This window comes from Cylindrospermopsis sp. CR12 (assembly GCF_001432185.1).
GTDB classification, from domain to species: domain Bacteria; phylum Cyanobacteriota; class Cyanobacteriia; order Cyanobacteriales; family Nostocaceae; genus Raphidiopsis; species Raphidiopsis raciborskii.
The window spans coordinates 1-17,923 of sequence record NZ_LMVE01000133.1; the positions used below are offsets into that span (position 1 = coordinate 1).

Genomic DNA, 17,923 nt, shown 5'->3' on the forward strand with positions numbered 1-17,923 from the left:
ACTGGGTATGGTCTGGTAGGTTGAAAGGTTCCCTAGGGGGAGTTACATTTTGGGTTGAAGGTTGGGACACGGTTGGTAAGAGGGGGTTTTCCCCTCAGCTCAGGGGGATTTAACCTAATTTTAGCAACTTTTTTTAGTTTGGTAATCAGGGGATCTCATTGATCTTCGGGGGTTGGGTTGAGAAAACCCAGCCTACAAAGGGGGCTGAAATGTCTTTATCAAGATTAGAACGGACGATTGCGAAGCACTCCCTAGGAGAGATCCCACGGTGTTCAGATTTTAAAAACTATATATAAAAACTATATATTAATTTTTCTAATCTTTCTGAATCGCATAGCATAAGCTACCAATAAACCATCCTGAATGCTGAGGACTTTTGGCAATTTCCGATTGCATAGTTTCCGTTCTAACTTTTAGGGCGGTAAAAAATTCTTGTAAATTATAGGTTTTGGAACCGTCTTCCTCTCCGGTTCTGGTTTGCCAATCCCATTCTTTCCACCAATTGGGAACCGCTAAGGAAGCAGTAGTTAGATCAAACTGGAGGTTATAAATACCCGGTTCAGATAATTTATCAGGTTGGATAACTGCTGTAAGTTTGGCTTGATTTTCTTTGGGGAGAATTTGCCAATCTTTTAATTCTATGGCTGAAATTATTTCTGAATTGCTATCTACCTCTACAAACTTACGATTAAACCTATCTAACTTTTTACCTTTTACCTGGGCTTGAATCGTACTTGGATCTATCAATAAACTGTATTCTGAATGGAGGAAATTCACGGTATAGTTAATAGTTGAACTCTGCTTTAAGGAAGAATTCAATTTTAGCATTTCCTGGTTGCTCTTGCTAACCGTAACCCCCTCCTTGGCTAGGGCAAAAACTTCAGTAATCCCCTGTGGTAAAGATATGGGTGTCCCATCTAAAACGGAGATTTTATCCAATACATGATCAGGATGAAAGATCATTAAGTTACTGTTATCACTATTTAATAAATCTTGGTTTGTATTGTATTTTTTGAGCTGACTAAAGTAGTGCTTAATATCCCCATAGGGTCCGATAAATAATACATAAAATGGACGAAACTTTGCTGGTTCTTGACCTGTACTATAGTTAAAACTTCTTGGATTGTTACCTTCTAAATAAATCTTACCATCAAATTCACTTTTAATAGCCCAAATTCCTACCGCATAATCGCGATTATCAATATTATAATAAGTGTCATTAATTACTTTATTTAGCTTGGTTACGTCTCCACTATTTTGCTGCAAATCAGTAATAATCACAGTCATTTTTTTCTGCTCCTTTTCTGGGGGAACAATGGCAGCATCTATGGGACTGGAAACTTCTGGAAACTGGTTACTACTGCCATCGTAAAATACGGAACTAATTCCAGAATTGTAGTATTCACTACTAGTAATCTTTTGCATGGGACTACCAATTCGATAATATTCAACTGGTAATTTATCACTTAACTCAAATACATTTCTGATAGATCTAAGAGTCTTAACATAATTGGTTTCTCCACTCTTCACATATCCTAACATGGAACCACTACCATCTAGGTAAATGCTCACACTGAGATTATTTGATTTACTAGTATTAGTATTTTCCACAGGAGTATGGGCAAGTTCGCATTTTAACTTTTCTTCTTTGTTACAAGCCACTATAAAAAGACTAAGTAACAACATAATTAAGCCTTTACGGAAATATACTTTATGTATCATTTCTAACTCCTATTTGTCAAAACTATTTTATTACTAATTCCGTCAGCAATATTATTACTGATTATAAAATAATATTAAGTAACTTTACCACCAGTTGTATTGCAAATCTTAGAGTAGTATGTTAGCATAGGGAAAAATAACCATACTGAGTTTCAACCAAACGAGAACGGGAATATTACAAAAAATAGGGGGGGTTAATGAAGCCGAGGGAAGTGATCAGAATTATTGTACTCACCACAATTGGTGGCATGGCAATGTTTTTAGGGCAAAAGCTAGTTTATGAGAATCAAATTGTACCTATTCAACAAATACCAGTAGACGCTTGGCTGACTAGTAACTATAATACTGCCGCTATGGTCATGTTTCTTGCTTCTATTATTCCAACATTAATTTGGTATATATCAGCAGCTAGGAGTCGATTTAATGATGGATCTGCTACACGTCGATGGATGTTACTGTGGTGGTTATTGGGAATAATACCAATGGTGACCATTGTAGTCGCGGTTTTTTACATTAATCGGAGTAGCGAAGCCCAACATTCACTGATTTTCTTTTTTCTGCTGGATGCCATCTGGCTATACTGGTTACCAACAGCAACCAGCTCCCCAGAAGGGGTAAAATATATTCCACCATTGGCCTTTTTGTTACGTTATAAACTACTGGGAGACTTCATAGACTAATGGAGGACCTCATAAAATAATGGGAGACTGAGGATAGATGTCAAATTATATAATTGGAATTGGTGGTACTGGGGCTAAATCCATTGAAGCAATAATTCAATTAACCTCCATTGGGCTTTTTGGGGAACAATCCCTAAGGTTATTGTTTGTGGATACTGATGAAACCAATGGAAATGTTAACAGGGCTTTAAAGAGTTTAGACATATATAATAAATGTTATAAACTCGGTTTACAAGGTAAACACCCGTGGATGAAAACAGCGATTGAATCCTTTTCACGTCCATGGTCACCATTTGATGATATTGACAATGTTGCCAACAAAAACTTGGCAGTTATTTTTAAATACAATCTGATTAAACAAAATGAACCAGCCCTGGGTAACTTGTTTGATGTACTTTATACATCAAAAGAGCGAGAAGCCAGCTTGGATGTGGGTTTTAGGGGAAGACCCAATATTGGGGCGGCGGTGATGAGCCAGGTGATAAGCCAGGTAAAAATGGATACTAATGATAATGATTTTTGGGGAAATCTGATGCGGCAAATTCAACAGGATGCTGGAGGAGGAAAGCGACCAAAAATCTTTTTATGTGGTTCAATTTTTGGGGGAACAGGAGCTTCAGGACTGCCAACCATTGGCAGATTAATTCATAGTGAATTAGAAACACTAGGAATTAGGGAGAAAGTGGATTTAGGTTGTCTATTTGTCTTGCCTTATTTCAGCTTTACACCTGAAGAGAATGGGGAGGAAGTTTACGCCCGTTCTGAACAGTTTCTTTTAAACACAGAAGCAGCACTCCGTTATTATGGCAGTCGACCTCAAGAATTTGATGTAGTCTATTTATTGGGTAATCAACAATTATCCCCAGTTAAGAACTTTAGCATAGGTAGAAACACTCAATGTAATGATCCTCATTTTATTGAACTTTATGCTGCACTAGCTGGGAGAGAATTTTTATTAACCCCCCCAGCGGCGGAAAAAAAAGTGGTGTTAATGAACCGAGAAAATCAAGGAACCCTAACCTGGGAAGATATTCCAGACATGCAAAAAGTAAAAGCAGAAATGGTGAAAGCCACCCGTTTTGCCTTTGCTTGGTTATCTAATATTGCCCCAGAATTAAAAGAAGCTAGGGACTTGGGCGAAAAGAAATTCAGAATTCGTGTTGGTACGAGTTGGTTTGTGAAATTCTTCCCAGCTCCTAAAGGTATTTCTGGGGGAGGTAACAGGTTAGGCGTTGATTTTAATGATGCCGAACAACAAGAAGCAATGGAAAAAATTACGGATTGGTGTAAGGACTATTTGCGCTGGTTAGAGCATATTCATGAATCATCAGGGGAGAATATCCAATTATTTCACAAGGAGTATATTAAAAATCTGAAAGATGATAATTTGGCAAATCTGATATTTGAACAAGGTGACAGTCGGGGTCAAGATAAAAAATCTCAGGACACAATTCAGAAACTTAAAGAAAGTTTAAAACCCAAGGATATAGATCCTCCGAAATTGGGAACTATTGGTCTAGCTAAGTCCTTGTATCATGTTTGTAGATTAACAGACTGAAAATACTTGATTTAATATAATTCACAAGGTAGGTACTTTAGATATGGCACATTTGTTGTTACCCAAACTCAAAGATGATTGCGATGTGATCTCTGGAAATGCTGGTGTGTGGGATGCCCAAGCACCAACTACCTTTGATAAAGTTGCCACAAGTTTAGATTACAAGGCTCCAGGGGAAATCAAAAATATAAGTTCTGTGCCTACTATTTGGGCCCGTCCTTTATCAGTAGAAATGGCATTACATAATGATAGATATCCTATTAGGGAACAAATTATTGTCCAGTGGCAAGGAATGTTAACAGTTTTAGCTCTAGCTGAAGTGCGGGCATTTCCTATTAAGGCTCAACTTTTAGAATTGGGAGTTAAAAAAGATACAAATCCTTTCGCTCGTTCTCTATATAAGTTGTTACCAGACGACACAAATAGTATTTACCGGTTCAATAATGGTAGAAATCCCTGGGAAGATTTATATATTTTCACCTGGAATAATCGCCCTGTAGGTATGACTTCTCCTAGCACTTTAGTTGTCCCATCAGAAGAAGGTATTTGGGATGGTTTACCTTGGTGGAATAAAATTAAAATGCGATTTGAACCTGTACATGAGTATTTGAATAGGACCGAAAAAGACCAGTTAGTCTTTTGGTTAAACAAGCTCATAGAGGAAATTAATGCCGAGCATCATAATGGGAGACCGGGAGCAGTAAATATAGTAATTGGACTGATAGATGGATTTATTAGAAGTTTGCCAGCACCATTAAGATTGGACTTTCAATTAACCGAAAATGAAACATTTTTTGATGTTTCCTTGAACAGGGGAGCTTTGGGGGTACTAAATTTTCCCGTGAGGGTTGAACCAAGAGATTCTAATGTTCGTGTTGTTCCCAACATCCCGAAACCCAATATTAATCCCTTGTTAATCATCGATAGAGATATAGCTAACAGTTGGAGTGAGCTACCCCAAAATATTTGGGTTCATGAAGGTAGAACCTTAGCCGCTCTGCACCCTGAGGATGTATCAATATGGAATAACGGTAGAAGAGTAGTTTGTCGAAAGTCAGAAGAGCTATTTTTACCCGAATTAAAATTTATCAAACAGGAGGAAATTTTGCCTGGGGCCCTACTTCCCGAAGGTGCCCAATCCCTAAAATTCAGAGGTCAGTCTATTACACCTTTAATTCCCATACATCCAATTTTATTTGATTACTTCACCCCAGAATATTTAGCCACCAAAATTGTTAGGTTTCAGCTCACTAAAAATGCTGGTGGCACACCTTTGGTCAGAGTTACCTTAACCATACCCTTGAGTGGAATGAATGAAGGCCGAATACCTCAAAATTTCCATGTTTACAAAGAATATCCCCTTCTGGAGGAAAACGTCATTCCTGAAGTTCCCATGTTAGAAATATGGCCTGATTTTCAGGTACAGGGATGGAAAGAATACTACGGGTTTTACTATGATGCAGGTGCATTACAAGGGGAACAGACCTTTCAAGTCAGTTTTCCCGGTGCCCAAAAAACCCATGGGTTTCAAGACAAAAATGAGACTTATCAAGTAGTTAAATTAGACGAATTTCCATCCTTTATTGAGTGTAAAGACAAGTATAGAAACATCATTGGTCTGATTTTCTTACCAACACCAAGACCCATCAATCTTGTAGATAGATGGGTGATTGGTGTTGATTTTGGCACATCTTTTACTAATGTCTATGTCAATAAAAATGATGAAAATCATCCTGAACCCTTAGGTCTAGAAAATCTTCACCGTCAAGTTACAGATGTTTCTGATGATACTAGATTACCCGCCCTATTTGAATTTTTCATTCCCGAAAAGTTTATCCCCGAGGATAAACCCTTCCCCCTTTCTACTGTGTTGACAACTAGAGGTAAAACTAATGCTGGGGAAGACAGGAAAATTCCGATTTTTGACGGTCGTATCTATATCCCTAATTTCGCCAAAGAGTTTGCTCCCCAACTACCATGGATAAAAACTAACCTAAAATGGACAAATACTAATCTTAGCGATAATCGGCTTTTTCTGAAACATTTAGCCTTGCACATTACGGCTTTAGCGATTAAGAATGGTGTAGGGGAAATTCAATGGTCTTTATCATTCCCCTCCGCCTTCTCTTCAAGAGAACAGGATCAATATTTTAGACAGTGGGATTCATTAATTAGAGAATTAGCACAAGTCACGGGAATTGTCCATCATTATCCAAAAGAAGATGATCCTAATGCTCCTAATTATTTTAAGACCGAAAGTCTAGCAGTTGGACAATACTTTGCTGGCAAAGAAAAATATCATTTAGTTAGCAGTACCTGTATTGATATGGGTGGTGGGACTTCAGATATTTCCATTTGGCAAGATGATCAACTGCTACATCAGTGTTCTATTTTGTTAGCGGGTAGGGAGTTATTTTCCCAGTTTATAGCAATGAACCCCAACTTTTTGCAAAGATTAGATACAAATATCAAAGATATGAATGAGTGGGGTAAGCTCAAAGGTGCTGCTTTCTATGCTAAACTAGATGTCTGGATGCGTTTAGAAGCAGCTAACTGGCTAGAAAAGAAAAGAGAAAGATTTGAAGAAGATAGGGAATTTCAAGGACTTATACGTCTGATGGCAATTGGCATTTCTGGGTTATACTTCTATGTAGGTCAAATTCTCTCTGCTTTGTCTCAAGAGCAAAAATATTCCGGAAATGAAATCACTTCAGTTTATATTGGTGGTAATGGTTCTCGTTTATTACATTGGTTAGCAGCAGGCGGTAAATTTAAGCCCCGTTCAGAAATAAATGGTTTGTTTAATAAAATGATGAGTATTGCTGCCAAATTGCCAGATGCAAAGCAACCCTTACGTCTGAGTCAAAATCCCAAGGATGAAGCTGCTTGTGGATTGGTTTTACAAGAGAGAAGATTAAGAGGTTTGGGTAACAATGATAGAGATCTTATTGCTGGCGAGAAGTGTACTATTAATGGTCAGAATTTTGATTATCAGGATCGTTTGAATTTCAGGAATTTCAGAAGTGATATTAGTGAATATGAAATCACGTTTGATCAATTGAAGTTATTTTTAGATGCTTTTCATATCAGTTTATCTGAACTAGATATTGAGGATATAAGACCATTGGAAAAATACCAGGTTAAGAAAAATTTAGATGATCCAGATCCGGACTACAATGCACAATTGTGGCGTGAAACAAAAACAGAATTGAGGAACGATATTAATAATATCCGAGGTAGTATTGAAGATATTAGGCAAGAACCACCTTTTATAATCGCATTAAAAGCTCTTTTGAGGGTTCTCGGCAAAGAGTGGGCTGGAAAATTGATACTGTAGCCAGAATCTTAAAACCCTATTGATAACGTCCTGATTTTATTGAGTTTCAGACGTATTCGGGAAAATTGGCAATAGTATTGAAATAACACCAGGGATCATAAGTGGGCAATTTAGTTTGCCCACTCCTTTACCCAAAGGTTATCATTTATGTAATTTGGAGGTTTAAAGATGGAAGATTGTCCCGTATGTGGATATAAATATAATAGAAATACAGAAACAAGTGAGTTTTGTCCAAAATGTGGTTGGCATTTGTTTCTAGATCCATTACCCCATGATGTTGATTGCATGGAACCAGCACCAGTTGCAGCGCAAATACTAAACTGGGCTAAAACTACCTGGAAAAAATTAGAGTTGTTGGAAAAAAATCCACTTTTAGAGCCAACAAATTATTCATTACTGGCCAAAAAAGTAGAGGAGATTCAGAATAATACTAGTAATTTACCAGAAATCTTGAGTATTTTACGGGAAATAAACGAAAAAATCCAAGAAAACTACTCTCTCAGTGATCAAACACAAATAGTATCAAATACACTTGGAGATTATAAGCAGGATGAACAAGTAAGTAACTATTCTCTCAGTGATCAAACACAAATAGTATCAAATACACCTGGAGATTATAAGCAGGATGAACAAGTAAGTAACTATTCTCTCAGTGATCAAACACAAATAGTATCAAATACACCTGGAGATTATAAACAAGATGAACAAGTAAGTAACTATGAAATTGATGACCCAGAAATAAATAGAGAAATAAATAGTTTGGTGGAGAATTATAATAATCACGGGGAATTTCCGGATAAGATAGATGTTTGTGAAACGGAAGAAAGCAGATCTCGTCGTTGTTCTGGTGGCAAAGATCCAACGGTTTTTGAGGCGAATTACAGGGGTAGGGGGGACTATTGGATTATTGCTGATCAATATCTAGTGCCAAAACATAAGTATAAGATTAATCAGCATAGTTATAAAACTATATCAGTGTTATTTGATTGTCGGAATTATGATGGCAATGCTCATGCAAGTTTAGATGATATGATCTTAGTTAAACCTGCTAAGGTTATCCCTATTCCTAATCAACAAAAATGGCAATTACAAGACACTGGAATCTTAGAGTTTAAAACCCAAACATAAAAATGACAAAACTTTATAAAAAAATATGAATAAACTTATGAAGCACCACTTTTATCTGACACTCACATTATCTAGTATATTGCTCTTGGTTTCTCCCGTTCGTGCTGTGGATGATCTGGTGCAAGATCTACCACCAGGTAATATAAATAATATTGCCATAGGTGTCAGTCAGCAACAGAATATCCTAGAAAAATTTACAGGTTTAAAAAATGCGGTAAGATCCTTTAATCGGAATTTAAAGAATTTTGTTCAAGATAAAAAAGATACTGGAAATTTGAACTCTCGTGCGGTTCTTGCCCAAATTAATCAGCTAAAGCAAGAGATTTCTACCTTATCTCAAACCCCGGTTGCTAGGAGTAGTGCTATCCTTAAAGAACTTGAGCGTGCTACCAAATACTTGGAAAATGGATTAGAACCGAAAGGAGTAACTGGAATACAAAAATATTTGGGGTTTTTTGCCAAAAAAAAAGTAAACAAAAAATATTATGGAAACTTTGGCAAAACAACACAGGAAGAAATAGAGAAATTTACTAATGCAAAAATTCAACAGTTAGAAAAGGAGATTACAACCATTCAATCTTTGACTGGTAAAACTGGGACAAAATCGGTAGCAGTATTAAGTACTAACAGTATTAGTAATATCCCAAGTTCCTCCACTAAAGTGGATCCTAAGTCAAATAATCCTAAGTTAAATAATAATGAACCCAATAATAATGCGAAAGAACTCGCAGCACTCAAAAGTAGATTAGATAGAATGGAGAAAACAGCAATAATCATAGGTTTGATATTTCTGATCGGTATTGTTGTTTGTATATATGTATTGTCTCAAATCATAGGAAATCCAGAAATGATCAAACGACTTAACAAGCTTGATCAATCTAATAATAATAGTATGAAAAAGTTCAAAGATTTAGAAACCCGGTTAGGGGTGATAGGAGATGATCAAAAAACTTTAATTGAGAAAATCAATAACTTAAGCAACTTAGATAGGTTTAATGGTGAGCAAGTTTCAATTTCCGAACCTCCTAAACTACCAGTAGATAAACGTTATCAATCACAAAAATTACCATTCACACCCAATAATTTGGAAAATCCTATTATTGTACTCTATAACAACAAGGCTAATGCGCTAATTGATAGAGCAATTCCAGTGTCGGAGGCTAAACTTACAGCTTATGATCGTCGTTTGGGTCGTTATACTCAACCTGTTTTAGAGGAAACTAGACGGGGTAATTATTGGGTTATTATCGAAGGTGCTATGAACTATCTTGTTCCTAAATTTGACATCAGAATTAATAGTCATAATTATAGTACTATATCTCTGTTTTTTGAGTGTTTTAAATATGATCACAAGAGCATAAATGATTTTAAGGATTTTAGACTGATTAGTCCAGCAATAGTTTCCGCAACTGGTAACAAATGGGAGTTAGTTGAACGGGGAGAGTTGGAATTTTAACCCATGTTCTAATTTAAATGGTTAATAAAGATAGAAAACTACTATTTGTTATACCCTCTATATATAAACCCAAACATAAAAATGACAAATATTGAACTAACTTATGAAGTACCGTTTGAAGTACTATTTTTACCTCACCCTCACATTATCTAGCATATTACTGTTGTTTCCCCATGTTCGTGCTGCGGATAATTGGGTGGAATATTTTGACCTAAAGCAGGGGATTTCTACTTTAAGTAGTAAGATTATTAATAGTAATACTCCAGCACCCGAACCCTTACCCACTAAGGTAGATCCTAAGCCAAATAATAATGGGAAGGAACTTGCGGAAATTAAAAGTAGATTAGATGAAATGGAAAAAGTCATAATAATGGTAGCTGTGCTATGTTGTGGTGGTATTTTTATTTGTTTATTTGTATTATTTCAACTCATAGAAAATCCAAGTTTGATTAAAGACTTTGACATAATTTATCGCTACCATAAGAGTAGTGTGATAAGACTCGATGCTTTGGAAAATCAATTAGATGTGGTACTAATTAAACAAAAAACTTTAATTGACATAATCAGTAACTTAACTAACTCAGATAAGTCCGATGGTGAGCAAGTCCCCCCAATTCCTCAGCAAATCCCACAAGAAATTCCTCAACCATATCAAACACCAAAATTAGGACCCAATATTTTTGATAATCCTATAGTAGCACTGTATAATGGCAAGGTTAAGTTGCTAGCTAATATGGTAATTAGAGCATCAGAGGTTAAACTTACAGCTCGTGAACGTCGTTCTGGTCGTTATACTAGGCCTGTTTTAGAAGAAAACAGACAGGGTAATTATTGGATTATCAATCAACGAAATATGATCTATCTTGTTCCTAAATTTAACATGAGAATTACTAGTCGTAATTATGATGCTATATCTGTGTTTTTTGAGTGTATTAAGTATGATCCTAATAGTAGGAAAAGTTTTAAATTGATTAATCCAGCAATCGTTTTCTTAAAGGGTAGTAAATGGGAGTTATTTCAACGGGGAGAGTTAGAATTTTAACCTATAAGTGGGTGGGTGCTAAATATAAGATGAACCTAGGTTGGGTTGAAGTATGAAACCCAACGCCCGCACGGGTTTCGTTCCTCAACCCATCCTGAAAATAATTGTGCCTCCCTACCTATATTAGTTTTGTGGTAATTTAGTGGTAATTTAAATAAGTGGAGTTGGAAAATGGTTAATTCAGATGATATCCTCGCTAGAATTGAAAAGATAGAAAGCTACCTATCTGCAGCTGATGCAAGAAACAATGGCCCGGTCATGGTCACTGGTGCTTTTAATACCGAAAAAATTATTCCCGTAAATATCTCGGAAGAGGAAATAATAGAAGTTTATAATGAGGTACCCGGGGTTTTACTCAGAAACTCAATTGTTACAGGGTTAACTGAGGTAAGTTATAGGGAATATAGTGGAGACCAGCCAATTATTTTGCAACCCGATGACTATGGTAAGTATTGGTTAATTGTCTCCGATGAAGATAACATTTTTGTTATACCCTCTATTGAGGTCAAGTCTTATATTTATAGACTAAAAAGCATGGCTAAAGTATTTGATTTTCAGGGTGATAGTCCCTCTACAGATAATTATTATTTATTAATTAAACCTGCAAGATTTCAGGTTTTACCCAGTGGAAGGGAATGGAAACTGGAGGAAAAGGGTGTTTTAGAGTTTACTAATCGTGCTGGAAAGGGTTCACTGGCTAAATCTTTGCATAAGTCTATACAGAATAATCAGACAAATACTAATTTGGAAATCTCGAAAATTCATCAAGAGTTAAATGAGATAAAATCTCAATTAAAACAGGTTACTCCCCAGGTAGATTCCCAACTCCCTATATCGGAAATCAGAGACAATCAAGCAAATACCAATTTGGAAATCCTGAAAATTAACCGACAATTAAATGAGATAAAATCTCAATTAGAACAGGTTATCCCCCAGGTAGATTCCCAACTCCCTATATCGGAAATCAGAGACAATCAAGCAAATACCAATTTGGAAATCCTGAAAATTAACCGACAATTAAATGATAATATTAATTCCCATTTAGAGCAGTTGGAGTCTCAAGTAAGTAAAATCTCACTTCTGAGAGATTATGTTTATCTTCAAATAGATTTACTCAAGGTACGCTTAGAATCTTTAGAGAGCAGGTCAAGTAGAGATTAACTAGAGTATTAAGTCTTCACGGATTAAAATAGCCATTATATACTACTATGGGGATTTTTAATCCTGTCCACTCAACAATTTCTTCCATGAAACCACAATTGCTTGTTTATGTCCCACCCCATCCCTTAATTAAACACTGGCTGTCTGTAGCTCGTGAAGCAGCTACCCCTTCAGTGCTATTCCGCTCTGCTATTACCGAATTAGGAAGGTGGTTAACCTATGAAGCCACTAGAGAATGGCTACCTACTCAAGAAAGCGTAGTTCAAACACCTTTAGCTCCATGCTCAGCTACTTTTATCAATTCACAAGTACCCTTAGCAGCTGTCCCCGTTCTCCGTGGGGGATTGGGTTTATGGGAAGGAGCACAAACTGTGTTACCCTTAGCTAGTGTTTATCATTTGGGATTAACCCGAGATGAAAAAACCCTGGAACCATCCTGTTATCTCAATAAGTTACCGGAAAAATTTGCCCCCGACACTAGGGTCTTAATTGTCGATCCTATGTTGGCCACAGGAGGATCTATAATGGCAACAATGGCAGAATTGACACAAAGAGGTGTGGAACCAGCATTAACTCGAATTGTTTGTGTAATCGCGGCAAAACCTGCTTTGCAAAGACTAAATGCTGCTTATCCTCAATTGGTCGTCTACAGTGCCACTATTGATGAAAATCTAGATGACCAAGGATTCATTGTGCCGGGACTAGGAGATGCAGGCGATCGCATTTTTGGTACTTAAAAGCTACCATATTAGCTACTACTTATTGAAGGCGGTGAAAGTATGAGTCAGAAAGATGGGTTTGGCAGTGGGTTTCTACTGGGGACAATTGTTGGAGGTGTGGTAGGTGGCATTTTGGGCACGGTATTAGCATCGAGAAGGGAAAGAGCAGAAACGGAGGATGGAGGTAACAGTGATGATTTAGAAATGGGTAAAGGTGGGACGAGAAGAAAACAGATGAAATCAGCAGTTAGTCAAGATCTCGCCATGGAAACAGCAAGGCGGTCTCTAGAAGACAAAATTGCCCAGCTCAATGCTACAATTGATGATGTGCGAGAACAATTAAACAGTGTTAATAGTAGTTCCCCTGGTTCTTCTCAATCCTCGTTAATTCAGGAATAATCATCTAAGGTAGAAACCTCTCCTAACTATGTATTTACTTTTCCAAACTTTAGCCTCCTTTGTGGAAATTTATAGCTACGTGCTAATTGTCAGAGTTCTGCTAACCTGGTTCCCACAAATTAACTGGTACAATCAGCCATTTGCTGCATTAAGTCAGGTTAGTGACCCCTATCTCAATCTGTTCCGCAATATCATTCCTTCCCTGGGAGGTATTGATATTTCGCCTATTTTGGCCTTCTTGGTGCTTAATATAGTCTCCAGTTTGTTGGAGAACCTTAGTAGTGCAACTTCTTTAGGGGGATTTTAGACCTAAGTAGGGAGGCACAATTATTTGTAGGATGGGTCGAGGAACGAGACCCATGCAGGCGTTGGGTTTCATACTTCAACCCAACCTACGTTCACCTTATATTTATACTTACACTCGGAAAACTAGGAAATACCTTGAGAACTTTCTTCGGAAAACTAGGAAATACCTTGAGAACTTTCTAGCGAATCCCTTTACCTGTGGGTATGAGTTAAACAGGTATTAGTATCTATTTTCGGATCATGGCGCTAAATCCTGATGCTTTAAACTGTTTCAACTTGAGTGGAGTTGGTTGATTAGCTGGTACGGAAATTCTTAACTCAAAATTACTGATACCGGGTGGTACTTGGGCAATTGACCCCAAGCGGGAGCGATTTTGTAAGATGGGGTCATTATTCGCATCATAGATTCTACCATATACGTCAGCATCATAAACAGTTTTGTAAGTGCCATTTTGTGCCTTACCTGTGATGATAAAACAGTTAGCGAATCTGGAACTACCACTGACTACAGCACCTTGAGCTAGGTCTGAAGGACAATCTTGATAGGATAAATCGAATAGTTTAATACTAGTTAATGCTAAAGCTGATGGAGTAATTATCAATCCAAGAAAACTAGTTAAACAAACAAAAAAGACTAGGATAACTGATTTTAAACGCATAAACACACCTTGTATAAATCACTATTACTCACTCTTTAACTTTAGTGCTTCCGTCGTTGACACTCCCTCACCTTGAGAACCAAAATAGGATATAGTCAGAGCAGCTTCACCTCTGGTCACAGCTTTTTTAGGCTGAAATAGGGTTGTATATCCAAAAACCCTTCTAATATTTGATTGTTCCCCATTTTGAAAGTCAGCTAGGACTGGTCTAAGAGCTTTTAGGTCAATCTTTGCTGTATCCTGAAAGCCCCAGGTTTGCTTGACCGCTTCCGTACTAGCATTGGGGAGAGATTGACGAGTGTCTAAGGGAACTTTCCACATTAGGAGGTTTTCCCTGGTTAGAGGTGCATCGGGACGAAACAAGAGTTCCGTTGCATCTCCTGAGAGAGGACTGGCAATTAGTCCAGCTTCTGCTAAACCCTGAATAAAGGGAAAATCAACATCAGTGGGTGGAACATCTTTAAAGATGGGTTGGGAACCTGGGGATGGTAAACGGATTTTTTTAGCCTGCTTATTAGCATAGATCACATTGTTACCAGTTACTAACCATCTAGCAAACTCTCGACGTGTAATTATTTTGTTGGGTTCCAGTTTTTGTGGTTGCCCAGAATAGTTTTTAGTCTGTTGATTATTCCCCAGCACTTTATTATCTATGGACAAAACTCCCAACTTGCCTAAATCCTCAATTGGTTTTCTCCATTCTAATGGTACTTGTGGTAAATCGGTAAATTCCAGAGGATGGAAATTTTGATTGTAGTCAATTTGCGCTGTAGATTGTTGAGTGGTGTTGGTTGAATCAGTTATGGTCGGGGATGGCTCAGGTTGAGACGTTATAGTGGCTCCTAAATCAGTGTTGTTTAAGTTGTTATTCAACTGATATTCAATTGTTAATTCAGTGGAGCTTCCAGGTTGATTTGCACTGGTACTAGTGACCGTTGTAGGTTTAACAGTCACCTTCAATAATAGATCGGTTTTTCGAGCTTCAAAAATCCCATCTCCATCACTTCCTGGCTTTTGTAAAATTTGCCAGTTCTCTGTTTGCAGTTTACTAGCATAAAAACTGGCAATCATATTACTGGGATCAGAGCTTTCCCAGCGAGTTATTGAGTATTGTGAGTTATTTTGTGCCAGTTCAACTTCTATTAACTTAGCATTAGAATATAAGGGAATTATTTTAGGAAAATCACTAGGTAAACCAACAACAGGTGTCGGGGGTGTTTGTTGCTGCTGAGGAACACCAAAAAGTCCCGATCTCTCCTGTAGTCGCGAGTCCGCAGCCAAATTACGTTCCCAGTTTTTAGCACCGGGTGCGTTAGCACAGGCTGTTAAGGTAGATAGCGAAACAGCTATACTAATAAAAGTAGTGGAAAGTTTATAAATAACCACAGAAAATCACAAGTATGTTTAATATTAACTACTAGACTAGCATTCCTTAACTTACTCCTTACAACACCATCCCCGACCATAAATTTTAACTTATGGAATTTATGGACATCTGGAGTGCTAAACTAGAGATGAACAAAATAACTAGTCTAACTTAAACAATTCTACCCAAGTAACTCAGTATTTTACTATTTCTCAGGCGTTGCCAGGTTGTTACCAGTGCTGAAACAAGATTACATGGAAGTTTCCCAGGATCAGCCTATTCATTTTGAGGCTCCACTCCAACTGTTGCTCTTTGTTGATGGAAGACCCAAGTCTCGCCAACAAGTGCAACGAATATGCGCGTACCTACAAGATCTGGAAGTAGACTATAGTTTTGATCTGCAAATCATTGATGTCGGGCAAGAACCCTATTTAGCAGAACATTTCAGACTGGTTGCAACACCAGCTTTAGTCAAAATCCATCCAGAACCGCAACAAACTTTGGCTGGAAGTAATATCATTGCCCAATTACAAAATTGGTGGCCACGGTGGCAAACTGCCATAGATACATCTCTAGCTTTACAGAAAGACTTACACGAACTTCCAGAACCAGATATTTCTATGATTCACCCCCCATCTACTATACATTCTGTGGCCCTTTCTGCTGAGCTAATTAAGTTGTCAGACCAGATTTTTTACCTCAATCAGGAAAAAGCAAAACTTCAAGAACAGTTACAATTTAAGGAACGTATCATAGCCATGCTGGCTCATGACCTTCGTAACCCTTTAACTGCTGCTGCCATAGCTATAGACACTCTTCAATCTGATTATAATTCCGATTTGGGTCAGTTTCAACGCCTAAAACCAAACTTGACGGAAAATTTACTCAAACAGGCCCGTCATCAAACCCGGATTATTGATAGGATGATAGCCGATCTGTTGGAAATCGGACGCGAAAACGATAATGATTTTAACATAGCACCACAAAGGTTGGAATTGGGCAAACTCAGTTTTGAGGTACTAGAAGAATTACGAGACCGTTATGTTGGTAAGTCTCAAACGGTAGAGACTGATCTTCCATCTGATCTGCCTTGTGTGTATGCAGACCCAGAGAGAATTCGTCAAGTTTTGATTAATCTGTTAGACAATGCTATCAAGTATACACCCAAGGAAGGTAAAATTAGTTTAGCAGGACTGCATCGGACAACACAAAAGGTACAATTTAGTATTGGTGATACAGGTCCTGGTATTCCCCATGAAAACCGAGATCACATTTTTGAAAATCATTTCCGTCTAGAACGAGATCAAGCAGCGGATGGTTATGGTATTGGTTTGTCCCTATGTCAACGTATTATCCGTGCCCACTACGGTCAGATTTGGGTAGATTCTACCCCTAATGGTGGCGCTTGGTTTCATTTCACTTTACCAGTATATCCTTCTTAATTTAGCCATTCTCAATCTTTCTAATCATTTCTTAACTATGCCACACCCATTGATGTATGAAGAGGAAAATTTTGTTGTTCTGGAAACTAACCAAGAAGAACAGTTTTTGACGAAGCTAGAATTGTTAGAAAAGTTGCAAAACACTTTAAGTCAAATGCCTATAGAAGATATACCTTTAGATGTGAGAAAAATTGGATCCTTGATAGAACAGGTGAACCATTTGATTGATACCACCTGCGAATTAGATTTGGGACCAGGGCGATATTTACAATGGTATGCTGTCAGATTAGAAAAGTAAAAGCGTCTTGATATGAGATTAATTAGAATGGTTGACAGTAATTAATTCCAATTCAATTTTATCTTCATTGGGCTGAGTGATTTTTACATGAACATTAGGTGCAAAATACTTAGTCATTTTCTCTTGTTTTTCCAACCATGTATCCAGAGGGATCAGGGGAGAGTCAAACTCTAGAATTAGACAATAAGCACCATCAAGGGAAGTTTCTCGCAGACTGGTGACTACGGGGCGTTCTTCATCCGTGGGATTTAAGCCTAAATATTCAAGGGCCCTATCTAAATGGGCTTGTTGTCCGTAGCAAAATCTTGTAATATCTTTACGGATTTTATTTTGGGTAATAGTAGCTTGCTGCTTCCTGAGTTCCAATACCGACTCTGTGGTAGGTTCACTAAAGGGTATTGGTTGGAGTTCATTAGCTTTGAGTGCTAAACCACCTAATAACAGGGGAAATCCATAAAAAAACCCTACCAAATTCAAGGTCGCGTTATCCAACCCATAAGCTATAAAGCCCATAATGGTTAATATACTACCTACAGTTAAACCGAGTGTTCCCAAAGAGATTTTGCCGAACATGATTTTAGATGCTGATCATTTATTGATATTGGCAAGTATTTTACACTATTTGGGCGCTATCTGAGATTTGCGGAGGC

General features: G+C 37.5%; 16 protein-coding genes. 12 read left to right on the forward strand and 4 right to left on the reverse strand.

Translation table 11 applies throughout. The annotated features are described in order from the left end of the window. Positions 1-315: 315 nt before the first annotated feature. Positions 316-1,722 carry a hypothetical protein gene (locus ASL19_RS15505; protein ID WP_057179028.1) on the reverse strand — a complete coding sequence of 469 codons (1,407 nt, stop codon included), beginning with the start codon at positions 1,720-1,722 and terminating at the stop codon, positions 316-318. 197 nt (positions 1,723-1,919) lie between these two features. On the opposite strand from ASL19_RS15505, the gene ASL19_RS15510 reads away from it, so the two are divergent. The 10 genes from ASL19_RS15510 to ASL19_RS15555 all read left to right on the forward strand — a co-directional run bounded on the left by ASL19_RS15510 (position 1,920) and on the right by ASL19_RS15555 (position 13,509). Further along, positions 1,920-2,402: a hypothetical protein gene (locus ASL19_RS15510; protein WP_057179029.1), complete on the forward strand. Its 483-nt coding sequence runs from the start codon at positions 1,920-1,922 to the stop codon at positions 2,400-2,402. A 37-nt stretch (positions 2,403-2,439) separates the two neighbouring features. Further along, a complete protein-coding gene (locus ASL19_RS15515) occupies positions 2,440-3,960 on the forward strand; it encodes a tubulin-like doman-containing protein (RefSeq protein ID WP_057179030.1) in 1,521 nt (506 codons plus the stop codon). Between the two features lie 43 nt (positions 3,961-4,003). Further along, positions 4,004-7,297, forward strand: coding sequence for a hypothetical protein (locus ASL19_RS15520; protein ID WP_057179031.1), 3,294 nt, complete (start codon positions 4,004-4,006; stop codon positions 7,295-7,297). A 168-nt stretch (positions 7,298-7,465) separates the two neighbouring features. Then, positions 7,466-8,425, forward strand: coding sequence for a zinc ribbon domain-containing protein (locus ASL19_RS17195; RefSeq protein ID WP_057179032.1), 960 nt, complete (start codon positions 7,466-7,468; stop codon positions 8,423-8,425). Positions 8,426-8,450: 25 nt separating this feature from the next. Further along, on the forward strand, positions 8,451-9,881 hold the full coding sequence (locus tag ASL19_RS17200) for a hypothetical protein (protein WP_152980447.1): 1,431 nt from the start codon (positions 8,451-8,453) through the stop codon (positions 9,879-9,881). Positions 9,882-9,984: 103 nt separating this feature from the next. Then, positions 9,985-10,923: a hypothetical protein gene (locus ASL19_RS15535; RefSeq protein ID WP_057179034.1), complete on the forward strand. Its 939-nt coding sequence runs from the start codon at positions 9,985-9,987 to the stop codon at positions 10,921-10,923. A 171-nt stretch (positions 10,924-11,094) separates the two neighbouring features. Then, entirely contained in the window at positions 11,095-12,084 is a 990-nt protein-coding gene (locus ASL19_RS15540) for a hypothetical protein (RefSeq protein WP_057179035.1), read from the forward strand. 86 nt (positions 12,085-12,170) lie between these two features. Then, complete coding sequence (gene upp, locus ASL19_RS15545; protein ID WP_006275962.1) at positions 12,171-12,821, forward strand: uracil phosphoribosyltransferase; 651 nt, start codon at positions 12,171-12,173, stop codon at positions 12,819-12,821. 42 nt (positions 12,822-12,863) lie between these two features. After that, a complete protein-coding gene (locus tag ASL19_RS15550) occupies positions 12,864-13,202 on the forward strand; it encodes a hypothetical protein (RefSeq protein WP_006275963.1) in 339 nt (112 codons plus the stop codon). Between the two features lie 28 nt (positions 13,203-13,230). Further along, entirely contained in the window at positions 13,231-13,509 is a 279-nt protein-coding gene (locus tag ASL19_RS15555) for a YggT family protein (RefSeq protein WP_057179036.1), read from the forward strand. Between the two features lie 226 nt (positions 13,510-13,735). Here ASL19_RS15555 and ASL19_RS15560 read toward each other — a convergent pair whose 3' ends face one another. Together ASL19_RS15560 and ASL19_RS15565 are read right to left on the reverse strand one after the other, a co-directional pair. Beyond that, complete coding sequence (locus tag ASL19_RS15560; protein ID WP_006275965.1) at positions 13,736-14,167, reverse strand: hypothetical protein; 432 nt, start codon at positions 14,165-14,167, stop codon at positions 13,736-13,738. A 24-nt stretch (positions 14,168-14,191) separates the two neighbouring features. Continuing rightward, positions 14,192-15,553, reverse strand: a complete 1,362-nt coding sequence (locus ASL19_RS15565) for an S-layer homology domain-containing protein (protein WP_057179037.1) — start codon at positions 15,551-15,553, stop codon at positions 14,192-14,194. 216 nt (positions 15,554-15,769) lie between these two features. Between ASL19_RS15565 and ASL19_RS15570 the strand changes: the two genes are divergently transcribed. Next, the gene (locus ASL19_RS15570; RefSeq protein WP_177169538.1) at positions 15,770-16,975 is read left to right on the forward strand and encodes a histidine kinase; all 1,206 of its coding nucleotides are present in this window, start codon (positions 15,770-15,772) and stop codon (positions 16,973-16,975) included. Between the two features lie 37 nt (positions 16,976-17,012). Next, a complete protein-coding gene (locus ASL19_RS15575; protein ID WP_040008099.1) occupies positions 17,013-17,273 on the forward strand; it encodes a chlororespiratory reduction protein 7 in 261 nt (86 codons plus the stop codon). Positions 17,274-17,291: 18 nt separating this feature from the next. Here the strand turns inward: ASL19_RS15575 and ASL19_RS15580 are convergent, their stop codons facing one another. After that, positions 17,292-17,846 (reverse strand): DUF2854 domain-containing protein, encoded by a 555-nt coding sequence (locus tag ASL19_RS15580; protein WP_057179038.1) that lies wholly within the window; start codon positions 17,844-17,846, stop codon positions 17,292-17,294. Positions 17,847-17,923 lie beyond the last annotated feature (77 nt).

Coding starts and splice junctions, on each gene's coding strand:
- ASL19_RS15505 (WP_057179028.1), bottom strand. CDS start 1,722: ATGATACATAAAGTATATTTCCGTAAAGGCTTAATTATGTTGTTACTT.
- ASL19_RS15510 (WP_057179029.1), top strand. CDS start 1,920: ATGAAGCCGAGGGAAGTGATCAGAATTATTGTACTCACCACAATTGGT.
- ASL19_RS15515 (WP_057179030.1), top strand. CDS start 2,440: ATGTCAAATTATATAATTGGAATTGGTGGTACTGGGGCTAAATCCATT.
- ASL19_RS15520 (WP_057179031.1), top strand. CDS start 4,004: ATGGCACATTTGTTGTTACCCAAACTCAAAGATGATTGCGATGTGATC.
- ASL19_RS17195 (WP_057179032.1), top strand. CDS start 7,466: ATGGAAGATTGTCCCGTATGTGGATATAAATATAATAGAAATACAGAA.
- ASL19_RS17200 (WP_152980447.1), top strand. CDS start 8,451: ATGAATAAACTTATGAAGCACCACTTTTATCTGACACTCACATTATCT.
- ASL19_RS15535 (WP_057179034.1), top strand. CDS start 9,985: ATGAAGTACCGTTTGAAGTACTATTTTTACCTCACCCTCACATTATCT.
- ASL19_RS15540 (WP_057179035.1), top strand. CDS start 11,095: ATGGTTAATTCAGATGATATCCTCGCTAGAATTGAAAAGATAGAAAGC.
- upp (WP_006275962.1), top strand. CDS start 12,171: ATGAAACCACAATTGCTTGTTTATGTCCCACCCCATCCCTTAATTAAA.
- ASL19_RS15550 (WP_006275963.1), top strand. CDS start 12,864: ATGAGTCAGAAAGATGGGTTTGGCAGTGGGTTTCTACTGGGGACAATT.
- ASL19_RS15555 (WP_057179036.1), top strand. CDS start 13,231: ATGTATTTACTTTTCCAAACTTTAGCCTCCTTTGTGGAAATTTATAGC.
- ASL19_RS15560 (WP_006275965.1), bottom strand. CDS start 14,167: ATGCGTTTAAAATCAGTTATCCTAGTCTTTTTTGTTTGTTTAACTAGT.
- ASL19_RS15575 (WP_040008099.1), top strand. CDS start 17,013: ATGCCACACCCATTGATGTATGAAGAGGAAAATTTTGTTGTTCTGGAA.
- ASL19_RS15580 (WP_057179038.1), bottom strand. CDS start 17,846: ATGTTCGGCAAAATCTCTTTGGGAACACTCGGTTTAACTGTAGGTAGT.